Below are 19,043 nucleotides of genomic sequence, written 5' to 3'. Positions count from 1 at the left end.
TGCCCAATGCCCAATGCCCAATGCCCAATGCCCAATGCCCAATGCCCAATGCCCAATGCCCAATGCCCAATGCCCAATGCCCAATGCCCAATGCCGAGTGATTCTAACTTTCTGCTTCTTGCTGTGTTTCTGGAGATGCTGAAAAATAGCTATTAATCCAATTCAGTAAGGGCACTAATGATACCAGCATACAAGCAGAGTAGAGATCACCACCCCAACCCTGATGCAACCATTTAAAAGCCGCTTCTTGACCTGTGCCGTGAAAGAAAGTCAGTAAAGTATTACGAATGATATTGGCAGTAGTACTAACGATCGCAGCAATACATAAAAACGATATGGTTGTGCGACGTGAAGACAAACCATCTGTCCAATAAAGCAGCATCAAGCCTACGTAGAGAGTCGTAAACAACATTTTCAGCCCTGCACAATAGGGGGCAACTTCCACAATCCGTCCTCCCACGTAGAGATTTGTCTCATACACGGTTACTTCCATACCAAATTGATTCAGTATGAATCCTGCTGTGCCAGCGATGAAGCTTTGGAGAGGGAAGGTATAGGGAGCAATGAGATAGGGTACTGCTGTTGGGGTTGCCAGAAATACTAGTAGCAGGGGGAATCCTTGCGATCGCAAACCTGATATTCCCTTAAACCACAAGCATAATCCTGCCAATATAAGGGGCAAGGAAAGGTTAACCCACTCTGTAACACCGCTAAGATAAAAAACTGCGCCTAATAACAAGAAAACAGCGCCCAAAGGATGGCTGGTATCTGGCAAACGTCTCCACTTTTTCCGGTTCACCCAGCCCAGATAAGCAGCAAATGGTAAACCGATAATCCCGTGGCTGAAATATTCGTGTTCTGTGCTGATATTTTTGTTTAGCCAACCATCCAACCAGTGCAGCAATATCGGAGCATAAAGCAGCAGCAAAACGCCTAAAATGGCTAGATTTAATAAGCCTGATACGTCTCTGTTTTTAATCTGTTGCTGGAGTGCCATGATTTTAAGTAATTTAAAAACTGTTAGTAGTCATTGGTCATTAGTTTTAGACAAAGCACAAATGACAAATCTCTAATTATTTAGATGCACATTAGGTATGAATTAATTTCAGGCTACCACGCTGCCAAGGTCAGCAGGAGATAGGTTATCTGCCTTATAACTCGTTGAGACTGCATGAGCGATCGCTGCTACAACTTCTTTGATTTGACTACTGCTCAAACCAGGATACATCGGTAATGATAATATCTGCTTTGACAGTTTTTCGGCTTGGGGAAAATCTCCAAGCTGATAGCCTAAGTTAGTGAATGCTGGCTGGAGATGACAAGGAATTGGGTAGTGAATGCCAGTTTGAATTCCTACTGCTGTGAGCTTTTCCTCAAGTTGCTGGCGTTCTATTGGGCAAGAATCATCAACTTTAATCACATAAAGATGATAAACGTGTCCTGTACCACTTTGATTTTCTATAGGGATAATGCCAGCTGTTGCCAAGGGTGCTAGTTCAAGATCATACTCATGGGCAATAGTCAAGCGATCGCGATTCCATTGTGGCAAATATGGTAGTTTCTGGTGCAAAATTGCTGCTTGCAAAGTATCCAAGCGGCTATTCGTACCTGATTCAGTATGAAAATACTTTTGCGATGCACCATAATTTCGCAAGCGCCTCATCTTCTGCGCTACATCTGAATCTCGTGTCAGCACCATTCCTCCATCCCCAAATGCGCCCAAATTTTTGCTGGGATAGAAACTAAAAGCTGCTGCTATTCCTACTGAACCAGCGTGATATCCGTCTCTTTCGGCGAGGTGTGCTTGTGCCGCATCTTCAAAAATTAGTAGTTTGTAGGTATCGGCAAAGTTGAATAGTTCACTTGGTGATACCATCTGACCATAGAGATGCACAGGGATAATTGCTTTGGTATGAGGCGTAATTGCCTTTGCGGCTTCTCTTAAGTCAATTAAGGCTGTTTGGCTGACGCAATCTACCAGAATTGGCTTGGCACCAGCACGTAGCACCCCAATTAAGGTGGCTACAAAAGTGTTTGCTGGTAAAATCACTTCATCGCCAGCACCAATATTACACGCTTGCAATCCCAGAGCGATCGCATCTGTTCCTGATGCCACACCAACTCCATATTCTGCCCCAGACACTGCCGCAAATGCTGCTTCAAAATCTGAGAGTGCTTGCCCTAAAATAAAATCTCCCCGTTCCAATACAGATTGGATTGCATCTTCCAATTGCATTTTAATTGGTTCGTGTTGTAACTTCAGGTCTACAAAAGGAACTCTAATAGTCATTTTATTCATTGCGAGTTATCCTCAAAAAATATTTACTCGTATGGAAAAAATAGAAAAGCCTGCACAATTTTCAGCCTGAAATTGTAATAGGTTTAATCTATCGGATGAAGAGTTCTAGAAACTATCTAGTATTGTCAGCGATCGGTACTAACTGTCATCAGTAAAATTGGCTATAAAAATCACATATATATAGCTTTAATAAGTAAAACTACGTTGATTTTTTCCAGAAAAATTTTCTCTTCTGTACATAAAGAATGACAGACCTTTGATATTGTATCCTTAGCATTAGCTTACCCTGACTGAATCGAAATCTAACGCAGTCTGATTACAAAATCTCAAACAATAGAGATTACACCCGTGCTAAATAGAGAACATTCAGCACCAGTAAATAGTAAGTAGTAAAGAGCGCGTTGCCGACTTAATCGAAGGGGTAAAAAAATTTTGTCCCAAACTTGTTTGTCAGAGGCAAAATTAGGGAATGCTTAAAGATAGGAATTGATAACCTAGAAATAGGACTTGTATCAATTACAGTATCGATAAATTATTAAGGTAACAGTGGCAATGTTAGAGCCTGAAAACAAATTATTTGCCCTAAAGGATGGTTGGGATTCTCCTGAATCAAGAGAACAACAACGCCTCAAAGCTTTGTCAGATTTAGGTTTGCGGCAACCCGAAACGATTCCGGTTTTTGAAGAAGCTACACAGACTGCCGCCCACTTTTTGGAAGTACCAATTTCCATTTTGGGATTTGTGGATCAAGAACGCCATTGGTTCAAGTCGGCGGTGGGCTTATCTAGGCTGGGATTAATGAATCATTTGGCACAAAGCCGCCAACTATCACGCCGGGAATCCTTTTGCACTCAGGTAGTGGAAACTTCTCAAGTATTTGTAATTAATGATACACATAAGCTTACAGATCCAGTCCTTGCTAGCAGCAAGTTGGTGCAGGATTATGGTATTCGTGCTTACTTAGGAGCGCCACTGATTGATGCTGAGGGAAATTGTTTGGGTGCATTGGCGGTGATGGATTTAGTGCCGCGCAGTTTTACACCCCGAGACATTGAGTTTTTACAAATCATAGCTCGTTGGAGCATGAGTGAATTTGAGCGTAACCGACTCCTGCAAGGGAAACTGAAATCAAGGACTCCCAAGAATACTCCGATATTTTCACTGAATGAGGAACGTAACACCGAGATTAAAATCACCCCACCCACTAAAGATAGCGACTCCCTTTCTACTAAGCAACTGAAACTGGAACTTTTGGGTCAGCTAACTCACGAGTTACGCACGCCCTTAACATCTGTACTCGGTATGGCTAGTGTTTTAGGACGTGAGATTTATGGCCCTTTGACGACTAAGCAGAGAGAATATTTGGAAATTATCCAACACAGTGGTCGGTACTTACTTTCCCTAGTAAACGAAATTACCGAACTAGGAGCTATGGATGAAAACTCTACTGTGCTGAATGTAGCTCCTGTGGATATCGAAATGCTGTGTCAACAAGCTATCAATACTCTAGAAGAAGTGGCTAATCGCCGCGAGCAAGATATTCGCCTCTCTATAGAACCGGGACGCAATCGCATTTTGCCTTTAGATAAAGACAAGGTGCGGCAAATTCTCTATCACCTGGTTTTCAGCGTGATTCAACTTGCGGCTACAGGTAGCATTGTTCGCATTCATGTCTCTTATAAGGAAGATACGCTCAACATTACTATTTGGGTTTCCCATCCTTGGCTAGGGGACGGCATAACTGAGGTTGATCCCTACTTCCGTCTGAATTCTTTATCGCTGTTGGATCTGACAGGTGAGGTAGCAACTTACAATACTCATACAGACAGTCAAGAGCAACCAGATACTTCATCAGTAGTGAACAATTCAAAAAACTTGAGTGATTCCCACTCGAAATTCTTTGCTAGTAGTTCAGGTATAAATTTAGCTAAATCACATGGAACTCTTTCTCGTGAAAGCTTGGGTCTATTACTAAGTTGTCAGCTGGCAGAGTTGCACGGTGGACAAATTTTGATTCAAGGTACACCAGAATCAGGATATCGTTATGTGCTTTCTTTGCCACTGCAACTGGCGAGTCCCTCACAAGCAATTAACGGTGTCTGATTACAATCTATAGGGAACATCTGACAGGTGATAGTGTATGGGAACTGGGGAGTAGGGATTGGGAAAGAGGTAGTTTACCTATTTGTTGTGTACTAAGTAGATGAAGTGGTTTCAGATTAAAGGTAGTGGCTGATGGCTAAGAATAAGAATGCCATCACGGAGATTGCAATCTTCGTTATTACCTTTTTATAGCCATAGGCATTATGATCAATTCCAAGTTCTGCGTCGGCAGGCTAATTGATCGCAATGTTTTTTATGAATTTAGTCTGGCAACGATTTACTTTATCATCTTTACCGCTCAAAGAATATCTTGCTACCAGTTACGTACATCGTTCTCTGGTTGGACTGTTGAGTTCTTGGCGGCAAACCAGCGTCTTACTCCAGTGGGGAGATGCGACAGCAGCGGCTTTACTCAGCTTAATATATGCCCTTGCACCTTTTGCTTCAAGTACATTGGTGGGCTTGTTGCTGGTGGCTTGTGTGGGATTTTGGCTGTTGTTGACTTTATCTGATGAAGTCACACCAGCAAATGTCTCGTCAGTCACTCCCATTCACCTGCTGGTATTGCTCTACTGGGGAGTTGCTGTAGTCGCAACAGCATTATCACCAGTGAAAAAGGCGGCGCTTAATGACTTGGGAACGTTGACCTTGTATTTGCTACTATTTGCCCTCTGTGCCAGGGTATTAAGGTCGCCTCGCCTCCGGTCGTGGATTATCATCCTTTACCTGCACGTATCGTTAATTGTCAGTATATATGGGTTGCGGCAATGGTTTTTTGGAGCCACAGCACTGGCAACTTGGGTTGACCCAGAATCTCCGATGTCTAAGACTACAAGGGTCTACAGTTATTTAGGCAATCCCAACTTGTTAGCTGGATACCTGCTACCAGCAGTTATTTTTAGCTTAGTGGCAATTTTTGCATGGCAAAGCTATCCTAAAAAAGCTTTAGCATTAACAATGTTAATTGTCAATACTTCCTGCCTGATCCTAACTTTTAGTCGTGGCGGTTGGATTGGATTAGTAGTGGCATTTTTGGCTGCGATCGCATTGCTAGTTTATTGGAAAAGCGACCAAATGCCTCGTTTTTGGCGTACTTGGTCGCTACCGATTGTCTTAGGAGGTTTGATTGGGGTATTGCTGCTAGCAGTGATATTTCTAGAGCCAGTTCGCCTGCGGGTGTTCAGTATTTTTGCCGATCGCAAAGATAGCAGTAATAATTTTCGCCGAAATGTGTGGGATGCTGTCTTTGAGATGATTCGCGATCGCCCGATTTTCGGCATTGGCCCTGGTCACGGCTCTTTTAATAAAGTTTATCCCCTCTACCAACACCCTCGTTACACTGCTTTGAGTGCTTATTCGATTTTGTTTGAAGTGACTGTAGAAACTGGCTTTGTTGGTTTAGCCTGCTTTCTCTGGCTAATAATTGTGACATTTAATACGGCATTTTTGCAAGTGCAACGATTACGAAAATTGAGAAGTGTAGAAGGATTTTGGTTAATTGGAGCGATCGCTATTTTGTTGGGTATGCTAGCTCATGGCACCGTAGATACTGTCTGGTATCGTCCTGAAGTCAATACTCTGTGGTGGCTGATCGTTGCCTTAATTGCCAGTTACTGGACACCTTTAACTCAAAAGCAGACAAATTCATCTAACTCAGAACCAGCAGTAAATTAACATGATTAAGTTGTCAGTTGTTTTTCTAGTGAACAACTGACAAATGAGTGAATTTTGAATTGTCTAGTCCTTGTAGGTGGTGCCACCTGGGGCATTAGGGTCCCGATAAGCGGTCGGTTTGCCATCACGCTTTTTGCCAGCCAAACCAGCTAAACCTAATAGACCAATTAATCCTAACCAACCCCAATCAAAATCCTTGTGATCATCGTAAGTCGTCGTTGTTGGAGCAGTAGTGACTCCGGGGTTAGCAGTGGTCTGAGCTTGTGCGGATAGAGTTAAGGGTAAAATTGCCATACTCAAGCCGAGAACGCCAGCGCCAACAGATGTAATGAAATTACTTTTCATAAGTTGTGACAATTCTTCATGCCATCCGAATTTACTCACCATTGTATCGAGTCCCATCTTTAGCAAAATCAATCTGCGGCTATAAATTAGGCATTTTCATAACTCACGCTATAGATATACAAAATGCTTTTCACCGCAATCCGTTTCTGACTTTGGTGTGATAGTTTAGCCACACTGACCCTTAATAGTTTTTCATTGCCCGTTGAATGTCACGCTGATCGTCGCGTCGTTTCAAGTCTTCTCGCTTATCGTGGAGCTTTTTACCTTTGCCAAGGGCTATACTCACTTTTACCCAACCTCGTTTGAGATACATTTTCAAAGGGATTAAAGTTAAACCCTGCTGTTCTACTGTGCCAATTAGCTTGCGGAGTTCTTTGCGATGCAACAGCAGCTTGCGTGTACGCCGTGGTTCATGATTGAAATATTGTCCACTAGCGGTATAAGGCGAGATATGCACATTGATCAACCATGCTTCGCCATTCCGAAGCAATGCATAGCCATCTTTGAGATTAACTTTACCGGCACGAATCGACTTCACCTCGGTTCCTGTCAATTCAATTCCAGCTTCGTAAGTTTCCAGAATTTCATACAAATAACGGGCTTGACGGTTGTCACTAATAACTTTGTAACCTTCGTTCTTGTCGCTCATTGATAATTTTGTGTGCTTTAAATGTACCTAAAAAATTATTTGGATTGGCTTATGAATTATAGGGTTTATCTTATAACCGCTATAAATGTTGAACTGTATATCACTAATTTAGCTTTTCTGAGTTCATAATTAAGAGTTTTTCGGCAAATTTAAATTACCTGGAGCCAATAATAAGCGTGGCTAATGGTTTGGAATATCGGAGAACGAAGTAGCAATGGATACCATTGGTGATTGGAGCTAGCTGGACTTGATTTTGATTTCCTTAGTTAATTTAGCAATATCATAGCGATCGCTGCTGCAATGTCTTTTAACTCAAATATGCTCTTTACGATCGCTTCTTGAAAAGTTAACATCATTTTAGCCATTTAAGAAGAGGTTTAAGATAAGTTTTCTCCCATCTCTTTACCCTCAAACAGATGCTTGAGTTTTTGCGTCAAACCATAGTTGCGCTCTATGGAATCGTCTGTGAAGTTTATCTTAGCTAAGGCTTAATTATCTACATACATATATCATCATGAGAAACAAATTAGTTTTTCTTAGCGTTGGATTAACCATGCTACTGACACCGAACCGAAGTATGGCTGGAGTAATTACTCTTTATGATGGTGCATCAGGTGTCACGCCCGATCAATATAATGCACCATCCCCGTGGCTAAATTTCGGCTCTCCCAATGGTGGAACACAAAGTGTTAGTGGTGGGTTAACAAATTTAGATACCAGTTCTAATAATGCTGCATATGCTGGCTATAGCAACTACAAAGTCGCTAGCCCGCCAGTTTCTTCTTCTGTCATTACCCCTACTACCCTGGTTAACTCATCATTTCCTTCTCTAGATAGAAATGCTGGTTATAACCTGAATTTTACTGTGAGGATTAACTCTCAAGCCAATGATGGAACGAATGGCCTTTATCGTGCTGGCTTCAGCATCATAGTTCTCAGTAGTGACAAACAAGGGATAGAAATAGGCTTTAGAACTGATGATATTTTTGCTCAGGTTAACTCCTCTTTTAATTCTATTCTTCCTGCTGAACAAAAAATTGGTATTAACAGTTTGCTATCAACCCTCACTAATTATAATTTAAACGTTTCTGGTAACAACTATATGCTAACTACTGGTGCTACTACTCTCTTCAGTGGCTTACTACGCGACTACACCACAGCTACTGGATTTGGTAGTGATGTTTATAGAACTCCTAACTTTGTTTTTCTCGGAGATGATACTACATCTGCACGAGCTAACATCGACCTTAAATCTATAACTCTTACCACTAATACTGCTCCCGTACCCTACGAATTTTCACCAAATGCTGGAATTTTTGCATTAGTGGCTGGGAGTATTATAAATCATTTGTGGAAAAACAAAAAGTCATGAAAGCATCTCATTTTGATATTATAGAACAGCTAAAAAAATCTAGCTTTTGGCTATCTGCGATCGCTGTTGGTTTAACAATCATTCAACTCGATTTAAATTGGAAACTTATTGGTAATATTGATGCTCTAACTCTCAGAGGTTTATTTTTAACAGCTATACTATATTTAATTTGGAAGAAACAGCATATCCTTAATCTAAAAAGTGATTTATTTTCTACTTTAATTGGCTTATTATTGATTAGCTTTATCCTAATAAAAAGTTTATCTTTGTTCTGGTTTGAATCTTTTTTTATCAAAATATTTGCTTTATTTTCATTTTTAGGGCTGGCTTTAATAGCATCAGGAATTAAAGGATTAAAGCAATACTGGCAAGAATTTATAATTTTGCTTTTATCCTTATCTGATGGATTACTCCTATCGTTAGTTGCAGCCAAAGTAGATGTTAGTTTATTAGCTGCTAAGGTTTCCAACTTTGTGCTTTGGTATCTAGGTTTTAGCGTGTATCGTCAAGGCGTGAACGTCATTCTTCCCACAGGAGGCATCGAGATATATCCTGGTTGTTCTGGCTTAAATGCCATATTATTATTATTACAATTGTCACTGGTTTTTATTTTCATATTTCCTATTAATATATTTCAAAAAATTTTGTTGCCAATTGTGGCTGTATCTCTAGCATTTATTATTAACATTTTCCGATTAGTATTGATGACATTGCTAGTAGCAAACTCCAATCATCAAGGTTTTGAATACTGGCATGGAGAATCTGGAAATCAAATATTTTCTACAATTTCGGTTTTAGCTTTTGGATTTGTTTGTCATTGGATACTAATGCAAAATAAACCAGCATGATTAAATTTACTCAATGGAAAAAAGAAATAAAATTTTGGGTACATATCCGAATATCATTGCTAGCTGTAACTTGTATTGGGGTTTTTTTGACCTTAGGAAAGTTAATATTTGATGCTGATGCTGCTAGTCATCAAGTTAGCAAGTTTGTATTTCCAGCCAATGTCTTATTAACAGACACGAAAATCTTAGAAAGTCAATTATTGATTGATAAAGTGGCACAAGAATCAAGAAGATATGATGCTGTCATTGCTGGTAGGCGCTATCGATATAGCTATAACAGCATTCCTGTGGATATAGAGATGCGTTATGTGGTAGGTACATTAGGGAACGTCGAAGGATTAATAATAAATAATACGACTATAAATTTGCCTCCTGGTAAGGTATTTAAAACAGTGCGCCAGCAGCTAGGGGTAGGATATTATGGTTTGTTTACCTATCAAAATAAGGCATATCTAAGTAGCTGTATAAATCCCCAAGGTGATAGTACAGTTACAACAGAACAATTTCTTCACAATAGACACATTTATAATATTCGCTTCAATCGTTTTCTACCTTGGTTACTTGGCGAGCAAAGCTTTTTAGATAAACGTTGTTTATGGGCACATTTATCCATTAATGTAAATAATGCTGACTATCAAAGTGCCTATAAATTATTGGAAAAGGCTTGGTTCTCTTGTTATCGTTGGTGGAGTCCTCGCTTTCCTAAACATTAAATTTTAACAAATATAAATAGTTGATTATGAATAACTTAGATAAAGATTACTGGCCTTCTATTTTTAATTTACGTTTAATTGGTTATATATTATTAATATTGTCTTTTATTGATGTTGTTAATATTTTTATTCCCTTTCAGTTTACTAATCCTGTCTGGGAATTTCAAATGATCGGAGCGCTAGTAGAACATGCACCTTTACCTTTAATAGGATCAATATTTGTATTTTTTGGAGAAATGAATTATCGTAGAGAAGTAGAAATATATCTATTAAATTTTATTTCATGGGCTGCTCTATTAGCTGGAATTTTATTTTTATTGCTGCTGCCTTTAGGAATTAAAAATACCTCGCGTATCGATAATCAAAATTGGGTGCAAATTGCAAATCATTCATCACAACAGATTACCCAAATGCAACAAATTAAGAAAGTATTGAGTAAGGCGACAACAAACCAAGATATCAATCAAATCATAAAATCTTTAAACCCTCAAGAGAATACGCCAGAGTTAAAAAATCCTCAAGATGTGAAAAGTCAACTTTTATCACAAATTGGGCAATTAGAAAAAAACACTAATAATCAAACTCAATTAGTAAAAAATAATACACACAAACAACTCATTATAAATTCTATAAAATGGAATTTAGGTGCTTTAATTTGTTCATTTGCTTTTATTTGGATTTGGCGTGTTACAAAGTGGGCACGTTGATCGAAATTCGTAGCTTTTTTAAACGCAAAGGGAAGGCAGCGCAGTCTTGGGGGTTTCCCCCATGAGCGACTGCCGTCGCAGAGGGGCGCTGAGTTTTGCCAATTTTAATTTGCTCGCTATAAACTTATGAAGTTTTATACTTAGCTTTTGGAAAATTATTAATTAACTTAAGAATAAGTTACACTACGGTAAGGATTTACTCTGGCTTATTCGTGAGTTGTTACAAATTACAAAGCTCTCTGGTCCTTCCAAGCAGAGGGAGTCAAAGGTGAGTTAGACTTCTTTAACCAATCCTAAAGATTTAAGATTTTCTTTATAAATCAACCTTGAAGCGTTTATTAGCTGGTCATAATGTCATAGTATGAAACATAAGAACACTATTCTTACCTGTGTTCACTGTTGAAGTGCGTAGAAGCAAATTTCTGAGTAAAAAAATGCTAGGGATATATTGTCCATGCCCTTGACGATCCTTGTAGTGGATGATGATTTGGGTACTCGTCTATCTGTTAGCGACTATCTTGAACTGTCTGGCTACTCAGTGATCATGGGTAATGACGGTCAAGAGGCTTTGGTTATGGTGGATGACTATCATCCTGATTTGATTGTCACGGATATCGTTATGCCACGGATGAATGGCTATGAACTGGTGCGCCGGGTGCGTCAACAACCGGTGTTTCGTTTATTGCCTGTAATTTTATTAACTGCACGCACTAAGACTCAGGAAAGGATTCTGGGCTACCAGTCAGGATGCGATTTATACTTACCCAAGCCTTTTGAACTCGAAGAGTTAGCAGCAGCAATCCGCAATCTTTTGGAGCGATCGCAAATCATTCAATCGGAGTATCGGTTTTCTCATAAACAGAGTTTGGGCATTTCCGCCTCGACAAAAGCCGTGGATGTCCAGAATTCTCTTTCCACTCAAATTCAGAAATCCCACTTGCACTTATCCCTAACTCCTAGAGAACAGGAAGTCCTAGAGTTATTGACTCATGGTCTTTCTAATGCCGAAATGGGTCTTCAGCTACACCTGAGTCCTCGAACAGTGGAAAAGTACGTTAGTAGTTTATTGAGAAAAACTTCAACCAGCAACCGAGCAGAATTAGTGCGTTTTGCGATTAAGCATGGACTGGTGGAATGAAAGTTAGGAGGAGAGACGCGAGGAACATCGCGTCTGTACAGGAGTTTTAACTCATAACTCATAACTCCTAACTTTTGTCAATAGACCTTCACAAGCATCGATTAGTAAATCAATAACCCGATTAAATCCTTCTTCACCACCGTAATAGGGATCTGGAACTTCCTTTAAAGTGTGTCGAGAGCAAAACTCGCACATCAAACGCACTTTATGCTGATATTGCTTAGTTTCGTCAAGAGTGAGGATGTTCTCATAATTTTCTTGATCCATCGCCAAAATCAGATCAAAGTCTTGAAAGTCTGACTTTTGAAACTGGCGTCCTCGACCGCGCAGTTTAATTCCCAACTTTGTAGCCGCCGCAGCACTCATGCGTCTGTCAGGTGGGCTACCAATGTGATAACTAGATGTACCAGCAGAGTCACAGAGGATGTGTTCGCTCAAGCCAGCCTGCTCAATTAGATGATTCATGATGTTTTCTGCCGATGGCGATCGGCAGATGTTACCTAAGCAGACAAATAGCAACTTGTAAGGCATAAATATTTTTTGTCATGCGTCAATAGTCATTCGTCCTTTGACCAATAACCAATAACCAATAACCAATGACCAATGACCAATGACCAATGACTCTTGACTGTTGACCAATGACCAATGACTCTTGACTCTTGACTAAAATCCAGGAAGTTCCAGTCCACTGGTTAATTCTTCCATACGTTCCCGCATTGTTGCTGTGGACTTGTTGTAGGCTTCTTTCATTGCTACTGTCACGAGATCGGAAAGTACTTCTGCACCTTCCCCTAAAGCATCTGGAGAAATCTCCACTCGCTTGGGTTCTTGGTTCCCACTGACAATCACCTTCACCAGGCCACCGCCAGATTCACCTTGAATCTCCATTTGCTCCAATTCTTCTTGGAGTCGCTTTGCGCCTTCTTGAACTTGCTGCGCTTTCTTAAAAGCTTCGGCTAATTCTTTCATTTTTCCTAAGCCAAAGCCGAATCCCTGTCCTTTTCCTGTCATAATTATTTGTACGCGTGTGCGTTGAATAACAAATCAAATTCAATTATAGATGCGGTAAGTAATTTGCCTCTTTTTTTACCAATAATTAATGCATTCTGGAATTGGGCATTGGGCATTGGTTACACGCCATCTCCCTGATCTCTCTCATCTCCCCAGTTCCCAATCCCCATCCCCTGAACTGAAAGTTTCAACAAGCAGCTTGAAACTCTCCGAGCATTTTGACTTCTGGCTCTAAATTAATAGACCAACGTTCTTGTACTTGATGTTGGATGTGGCGAATGAGACAGAAGATATCACTAGCTTTGGCTCCACCACGGTTAACGATAAAATTAGCATGGAGTAGTGCTACTTGTGCCCCACCAATTTGGTAGCCTTTGAGACCAGTTTGTTCAATTAACCAGCCAGCACTGTAAGGTTTGGGATTGCGGAACACACTGCCACAACTGGGGAAGTTGTATGGTTGGGTGCTTAACCGATGCTTTTTGTGTTGTTTGGTGATTGCCACAACTTTTGCTGGGTCAGTACCTGGGGTGAGTTGTAAGGTGGCTTGGGTGACTATGCGATCGCCACCTTGCAATAATGAAGTCCGATAGCTATAACCTAACTGTTCTGGGGTGAGAGTTTCCAGTGTACCATCGGGTGAAAGTACCTGGGCGCTAACTAACATATCTGCGATACAGCTATTATGTGCCCCGGCATTCATCACCACGGCACCTCCGGCTGTTCCGGGGATGCCAACAGCCCACTCCAATCCTTGCCAACCTAATTCTGCTGCCGCCCATGCCAAGCTGGGAATTGATTCTCCCGCAGCAACGGTTAATTGACCTGTCTCTGGGTCAAAGTAGCTGAAGCGGAGATGACGAGTAGCAATCACTAAACCTGTTATACCGCGATCGCTCACCAGCAAGTTAGAACCTGCTCCGAGTGTTGTCACCTTTAAATCACGTTCTTTTGCGTATTTAAGACTTGCTTGCAGTGCTTCTAAGTTTCGAGGGGCAACATACAAATCAGCTGCTCCTCCAACTCTATAGGAAGTAAACGCTGACAAGGAAGCCTGGGACTTGATCGCACAATCAGTATTGGGTAAGTAAATTACTTCACTATCTACCGAATTAGTTGTTTGGTGTTTCTTTGTATTCAAAGCAGAAACTGTGCAGACGTTTCCAGCTGCCTGGGAAATTGTCATCTTTACTTTATATTGGTAAAATTTTTACATTTATTTACCGCAAAGATACGGTAATAGAGTTAACCTATGGAATCGTTGCCAGACAGGCGCTTTGCTCAGAAATAAAACTTCGCAAAGTCTCCACTTTAGGATGTGGCTTTAGCAGGTTCGCAAAGTGTCGTCATTACTTCAGGAATCACCTGATTCAAGTTCCCAGCCCCCAAAAATAGCGCCAAGTCACCTGGGCGTAGTGTTTGCACCAAAAACTCACACACTGAAGGTAAAGTTGGTTGATAAACTACCTGCGAATGCTGTTTAGCAATTTCCGCCGCTAGATGTTCACCACTAATTTGCCCTAAATTTGGTTCACCTGCACTGTAAATATCAGTCAGCACCACCAAATCAGCATGGGTAAAAGACTCGGCAAATTCTTGTAAAAAGGTCAGTGTCCGGCTATAGCGATGGGGTTGGAAGATAGCAACCACTCTTTGCCCTGGTCTTGCCTGTAAACGGGCTGCGGCGAGAGTCGCGCGAATCTCGCTGGGATGATGAGCATAGTCATCAATGAAGGTAATACCATCAACTTCACCCCGGAACTCAAAACGGCGTCTTGCTCCTTCAAAAGTGGCGATACCTTTGGCAATTGCTCCAAATTCTAAGTTCAAGGCGCGACCAACAGCAACTGCTGCTAAGGCATTACTGAGATTGTGCCGACTGAGCAGCCGCAACTTCAACACGCCCAAAGCTTTGCCTCTTTCCCAAACTAGAGCCGTGGTCCCATCAGCACGATAATCAATATTAGTGACGGTGTAATCAGCGTCTGTATCTGACTGTAAGCTGTAACTGATTGTGGGTTGCAAGCGATCGCGCACTGTCGCACAATCAATGCTACCTATTAACGTTTTACAACCCTTAGCAAATGTCTGGAAGATGTCAATGACTTCTTCTAATGTATCGTAATGGTCAGGATGATCGAGTTCAATATTGGTGATGATGCCAATCTCTGGAGCGTGTTTTACCAAGGAACCATCAGATTCATCTGCTTCGGCTACCAAATATTGGCTTTGTCCCAATCGAGCATTACCGGACCAAGCATTAACTTCGCCACCTACTAAAATCGTTGGGTCTAAACCAGCTTGCAGAAGCATATAGCCAATCATACTACTGGTTGTTGTTTTGCCGTGTGTTCCTGCCACTGCAATACTGTAGTAATCGGCAATTAAAGCTGCCAGTACATCTGAACGATGTAAAATTGGACAACCTAATTCTAGCGCTGCTTTGTATTCTAAATTATTCGTGTTAATTGCTGTTGAACAAATGACTTGAGGCAGTTCTGACTTAGTATCAGTAGGTAATTGTTCTTGCGAATTTAATACTACTGCATTCGCCAATACCTGAGGGCGAAAGAATTCGAGATTGCTGGCCTCTTGTCTATCAAAAATATGAGCACCGATAGATTCTAACTTGTGCGTAATGTGGTTGGGACGAAGATCCGAACCTGATACTGGAAATTGACGCTTGGCGAGAACGTATGCCAGAGCAGACATACCTATGCCACCGATGCCAATGAAATGAAATGGTCTACCACTAAAATCTACAGAATTAGTCATTTATTGCTCCTTTTACACCACACCACACCATAATCGCAAATGACACGCGTATCATAACAGGAATTTGATTTATTACCGTAACTGCTCCTATATGATGTTTATGTTTGATGCCCGAAGGATGTTTCCGCTCTGGCTTTCCTTATTCAGAATGATTTTACCTTGGTTGGAGGTTTTTGCTATTTTTGAACTGTTCTTAAGATTATTCTGAAAATTTTCGCCGCATCGGGAAAGAAATTCTTGTAATGTCAAATACATATTTTTGGCTACCTTACTGGAATTGGCTACATAATACATTGTTGAGTGAAACTGATTTGAAATTGCATCAAGTCTAGACGTGAATTGAGTACAATAGTACATTGGTAGTGAAACTATTTTTCAATTGCATAAAACCCAGGCATAACTGGATGCAACAAGTTGCAATTTTTGGTGGCACATTTGATCCAATTCATTGGGGACACCTGCTCGTAGCCGAGACAGCTTTGCATCAAGTATCCCTTGAAAAGGTAATTTGGGTACCATCCCTAAATCCTCCTCATAAAGAAGCAGCTTTGTTTGAGCATCGTGTCCAAATGCTGCAATTAGGCATAAAAGATAACCCAGCGTTTACTGTCTCACTAGTGGAGGCAAATCGCTCTGGGACTTCCTATGCCATTAACACCCTGTTCGATTTATCTGCTTCTTATCCAAATACTCACTGGTACTGGATTGTGGGCTTGGATGCTTTCCAAACCTTACCCCGTTGGTACCGTGGACACGAACTAGCACAAATGTGTGATTGGTTAATCGCACCCCGACTGCTAGGTGGTGAGACTATAACTCAAAGCAGATTAATCTGCAAGCAAGTGGAGGAACAAATCAGGGAGCAGTCACATACCATTTCCTGGCAACTCTTGAATATACCTTTAGTAGGAGTTTCGTCAAGTCTAATTCGCAAATTTTGCCGCAAACGCCAGTCAATTCGTTATTTAGTCCCGGAATCGGTTAGATCATATATCACTAACAACAACCTCTACTCTCACAAATCTGAATAAATTATGTGTTTTTTTATTGATCTAACAGTTTATGGTTAAGAGTCCTTCCCCCCTTTGCGATATGATTGGGGTCAATGATATCAACATATAAGCATAAATACAGAGGGCAAGACACTGTGATTAGAGTTGCAATCAACGGTTTCGGGCGGATTGGACGTAACTTTACGCGTTGCTGGGTGGGTAGAGAGAATAGTAAAATCGATCTTGTCGCTATTAATGACACATCAGACCCGAGAACGAATGCTCACCTGCTGAAGTATGACTCAATGCTAGGGAAGATCAAGGGTGCTGAGATTAGTGCCGATGATAACTCTATCATCGTTAACGGTAAGACCATTAAGTGCGTATCCGATCGCAACCCAGAAAAGTTGCCCTGGAAAGATTGGGGAATTGACCTAATTATCGAAGCAACCGGGGTGTTTACTAGCAAAGAAGGAGCGCTCAAGCATGTGAATGCTGGAGCCAAGAAAGTTCTGATTACCGCTCCTGGTAAAAACGAGGATGGCACTTTTGTGATTGGTGTGAATCATCACGACTATGACCACAACATACACCACATTATCAGTAATGCTAGCTGTACTACCAACTGCTTGGCACCAATCGCCAAGGTGTTGAATGATAAGTTCGGCATCATCAAAGGCACGATGACCACCACCCATAGTTATACAGGCGATCAGCGCTTGCTAGACGCTTCTCACCGGGATTTGCGACGGGCGAGGGCAGCAGCGATCAATATTGTACCCACTTCCACGGGTGCAGCAAAAGCAGTAGCGCTGGTAATCCCAGAGCTTAGAGGCAAGCTAAATGGCGTTGCCTTGCGTGTACCTACCCCGAACGTCTCAATGGTAGATTTCGTAGTTCAGGTTGAGAAGCGTACTATTACGGAAGAAGTTAATCAAGCTCTTAAAGATGCTGCTGAAGGTTCACTCAAAGGCATTTTGGAGTATAGCGAACTAGAACTGGTATCGTCTGATTATCAAGGTAATGATGCTTCTTCGATTGTCGATGCCAACTTGACTTTTGTCTTAGGTAATGACCTAGTGAAAGTTATGGCGTGGTATGACAACGAGTGGGGTTACAGCCAACGAGTTTTGGATTTGGCTGAATTGGTAGCTGAAAAGTGGCAATAATTAGTCATTAGTCATTAGTCATTAGTCATTAGTCATTAGTCATTAGTCATTAGTCATTAGTCATTAGTCATTAGTCATTAGTCATTAGTTTTTGGACAAAGAACAAATGGCAAAAGACAAAGGACTATTGACCAAAATGTTGAAATCCCTGGCTAAGACTCAGAACTTGGTCAGGAAGTTTTTTTTGTTCGTCGTGCAATAATACTGTTGATCCGGCTGTAATCCTGCCTACGATCGCAGCACCTTCACCAAGATGTTGCACTAAGTCTGATGCTAACTCTTGTGGTAAGCACAGCACTAATTCAAAGTCTTCGCCACCGTATAGAGCATATTCTAGCGCTTGCTCTTGTGGCAACCAATGGTTAAAAGTTTTTGGTACGGGAATTTGTCTGCGTTCTAAGACAGCGCCAACGCCACTGGCGCGGCAAATTTGGATAATCGCATCTGCCAAACCATCACTGCTATCCATACCAGAAATGGGCATTGGGCATTGGGCATTGGACATTGGGTATGGGGATGCTAAGATTTTCCAGAGGATTGGCAAGACATCTAATCGGGGCTGTGGGCGCTGGTGTGCGCGGATTAGAGCCGTGCATTCTATATCTTTGAGGTTTTGTCCTACTTCGGGATGCAAGAGCAGTTCTAAGCCAGCTCTTGAGGCTCCATGAACACCTGTTACAACGATCGCATCTCCGACAACAGCAGCAGAACGGCGGATAATTTGACTAGGGTTAACTTGACCAAAAGCGGTAATTGCCAGAGTGGTAACAGGCGATCGCACAATATCACCCCCAACAATTGAGGTATTGTATTTTTGCAGGCATTCTGTCATTCCCTGGTATAGTCGCTCAACCCAACTCACCCTAACTTCACCGGGGAGTCCCAACCCGACAGTGATTCCCAATGGCAAAGCACCCATTGCTGCTAAATCTGATAAATTGGCAGCAGCTGCTCGCCAACCAGCATCTTCTGGGGAAGTGGTGAGGTTGCTAAAATGTACGCCATCAACCAGCACATCTGTAGTTACCACCAAACATTGCTCTGGTGCAGTCTCAAGTACTGCTGCATCATCGCCGATAATTTCAGGAGGACAGAAGCGCTGCAATCTTTCTAAAAGACCTTGTTCACCAATGTCTTTTACTTGTAGGGAAGATAACTCACTGTTCATTGGGCATTGGGCATTGGGCATTGGGCATTGGGCATTGGGCATTGGGCATTGGGCATTGGGCATTGGGCATTTCTCCCCCT

18 protein-coding genes are annotated in these 19,043 nt (G+C 41.5%); 9 read left to right on the top strand and 9 right to left on the bottom strand.

The window, feature by feature from the left end; genetic code table 11:
* Positions 1-103: 103 nt before the first annotated feature.
* Positions 104-997 carry a cyanoexosortase B gene (crtB, locus tag V7K31_RS02690; protein WP_335092433.1) on the bottom strand — a complete coding sequence of 298 codons (894 nt, stop codon included), beginning with the start codon at positions 995-997 and terminating at the stop codon, positions 104-106.
* Between the two features lie 108 nt (positions 998-1,105).
* Positions 1,106-2,299 (bottom strand): DegT/DnrJ/EryC1/StrS family aminotransferase, encoded by a 1,194-nt coding sequence (locus tag V7K31_RS02685; protein ID WP_335092431.1) that lies wholly within the window; start codon positions 2,297-2,299, stop codon positions 1,106-1,108.
* A gap of 552 nt (positions 2,300-2,851) precedes the next feature.
* Here V7K31_RS02685 and V7K31_RS02680 point away from each other — a divergent pair.
* Positions 2,852-4,402, top strand: coding sequence for a GAF domain-containing sensor histidine kinase (locus V7K31_RS02680; RefSeq protein WP_335092430.1), 1,551 nt, complete (start codon positions 2,852-2,854; stop codon positions 4,400-4,402).
* A gap of 255 nt (positions 4,403-4,657) precedes the next feature.
* Positions 4,658-6,076: an IctB family putative bicarbonate transporter gene (locus V7K31_RS02675; RefSeq protein ID WP_335092438.1), complete on the top strand. Its 1,419-nt coding sequence runs from the start codon at positions 4,658-4,660 to the stop codon at positions 6,074-6,076.
* 63 nt (positions 6,077-6,139) lie between these two features.
* Here the strand turns inward: V7K31_RS02675 and V7K31_RS02670 are convergent, their stop codons facing one another.
* Positions 6,140-6,421 (bottom strand): WGxxGxxG family protein, encoded by a 282-nt coding sequence (locus tag V7K31_RS02670; RefSeq protein WP_335092437.1) that lies wholly within the window; start codon positions 6,419-6,421, stop codon positions 6,140-6,142.
* A 181-nt stretch (positions 6,422-6,602) separates the two neighbouring features.
* Positions 6,603-7,070 carry an SsrA-binding protein SmpB gene (smpB, locus tag V7K31_RS02665; RefSeq protein WP_334909986.1) on the bottom strand — a complete coding sequence of 156 codons (468 nt, stop codon included), beginning with the start codon at positions 7,068-7,070 and terminating at the stop codon, positions 6,603-6,605.
* 514 nt (positions 7,071-7,584) lie between these two features.
* Between smpB and V7K31_RS02660 the strand changes: the two genes are divergently transcribed.
* From V7K31_RS02660 to V7K31_RS02640, 5 genes are all read left to right on the top strand, one after another.
* Positions 7,585-8,442 (top strand): PFE-CTERM domain-containing protein, encoded by an 858-nt coding sequence (locus V7K31_RS02660; protein ID WP_335092429.1) that lies wholly within the window; start codon positions 7,585-7,587, stop codon positions 8,440-8,442.
* Positions 8,421-9,290, top strand: coding sequence for a cyanoexosortase A (gene crtA / locus V7K31_RS02655; RefSeq protein WP_335092428.1), 870 nt, complete (start codon positions 8,421-8,423; stop codon positions 9,288-9,290). Before V7K31_RS02660 ends, crtA begins: the two co-directional genes overlap by 22 nt.
* Positions 9,287-10,003, top strand: coding sequence for a cyanoexosortase A system-associated protein (locus V7K31_RS02650; protein WP_335092427.1), 717 nt, complete (start codon positions 9,287-9,289; stop codon positions 10,001-10,003). Before crtA ends, V7K31_RS02650 begins: the two co-directional genes overlap by 4 nt.
* Before the next feature lie 26 nt (positions 10,004-10,029).
* The gene (gene hpsJ-A, locus V7K31_RS02645) at positions 10,030-10,710 is read left to right on the top strand and encodes an HpsJ-like protein, cyanoexosortase A-associated (RefSeq protein ID WP_335092426.1); all 681 of its coding nucleotides are present in this window, start codon (positions 10,030-10,032) and stop codon (positions 10,708-10,710) included.
* Positions 10,711-11,164: 454 nt separating this feature from the next.
* Positions 11,165-11,848 carry a response regulator transcription factor gene (locus V7K31_RS02640; protein WP_335092424.1) on the top strand — a complete coding sequence of 228 codons (684 nt, stop codon included), beginning with the start codon at positions 11,165-11,167 and terminating at the stop codon, positions 11,846-11,848.
* A 51-nt stretch (positions 11,849-11,899) separates the two neighbouring features.
* Here the strand turns inward: V7K31_RS02640 and V7K31_RS02635 are convergent, their stop codons facing one another.
* From V7K31_RS02635 to murC, 4 genes are all read right to left on the bottom strand, one after another.
* Positions 11,900-12,379, bottom strand: coding sequence for a low molecular weight protein-tyrosine-phosphatase (locus V7K31_RS02635; RefSeq protein ID WP_335092423.1), 480 nt, complete (start codon positions 12,377-12,379; stop codon positions 11,900-11,902).
* Between the two features lie 132 nt (positions 12,380-12,511).
* On the bottom strand, positions 12,512-12,859 hold the full coding sequence (locus tag V7K31_RS02630) for a YbaB/EbfC family nucleoid-associated protein (RefSeq protein WP_292762183.1): 348 nt from the start codon (positions 12,857-12,859) through the stop codon (positions 12,512-12,514).
* Between the two features lie 187 nt (positions 12,860-13,046).
* Positions 13,047-14,045 (bottom strand): UDP-N-acetylmuramate dehydrogenase, encoded by a 999-nt coding sequence (gene murB / locus V7K31_RS02625; RefSeq protein WP_335092422.1) that lies wholly within the window; start codon positions 14,043-14,045, stop codon positions 13,047-13,049.
* Between the two features lie 125 nt (positions 14,046-14,170).
* The gene (gene murC / locus V7K31_RS02620) at positions 14,171-15,634 is read right to left on the bottom strand and encodes a UDP-N-acetylmuramate--L-alanine ligase (RefSeq protein ID WP_335092421.1); all 1,464 of its coding nucleotides are present in this window, start codon (positions 15,632-15,634) and stop codon (positions 14,171-14,173) included.
* Positions 15,635-16,038: 404 nt separating this feature from the next.
* On the opposite strand from murC, the gene nadD reads away from it, so the two are divergent.
* Together nadD and V7K31_RS02610 are read left to right on the top strand one after the other, a co-directional pair.
* Positions 16,039-16,665, top strand: a complete 627-nt coding sequence (gene nadD, locus V7K31_RS02615) for a nicotinate (nicotinamide) nucleotide adenylyltransferase (RefSeq protein ID WP_335092420.1) — start codon at positions 16,039-16,041, stop codon at positions 16,663-16,665.
* Between the two features lie 116 nt (positions 16,666-16,781).
* Positions 16,782-17,795 carry a type I glyceraldehyde-3-phosphate dehydrogenase gene (locus tag V7K31_RS02610; RefSeq protein ID WP_335092418.1) on the top strand — a complete coding sequence of 338 codons (1,014 nt, stop codon included), beginning with the start codon at positions 16,782-16,784 and terminating at the stop codon, positions 17,793-17,795.
* A gap of 124 nt (positions 17,796-17,919) precedes the next feature.
* On the opposite strand, the gene thiL is transcribed toward V7K31_RS02610, so the two are convergent.
* On the bottom strand, positions 17,920-18,963 hold the full coding sequence (gene thiL, locus V7K31_RS02605; RefSeq protein ID WP_335092436.1) for a thiamine-phosphate kinase: 1,044 nt from the start codon (positions 18,961-18,963) through the stop codon (positions 17,920-17,922).
* Positions 18,964-19,043 lie beyond the last annotated feature (80 nt).

The organism is Nostoc sp., from assembly GCF_036917675.1.
Taxonomy (GTDB): domain Bacteria; phylum Cyanobacteriota; class Cyanobacteriia; order Cyanobacteriales; family Nostocaceae; genus Nostoc.
This window is presented reverse-complemented; position numbering and strand designations above follow the sequence as displayed.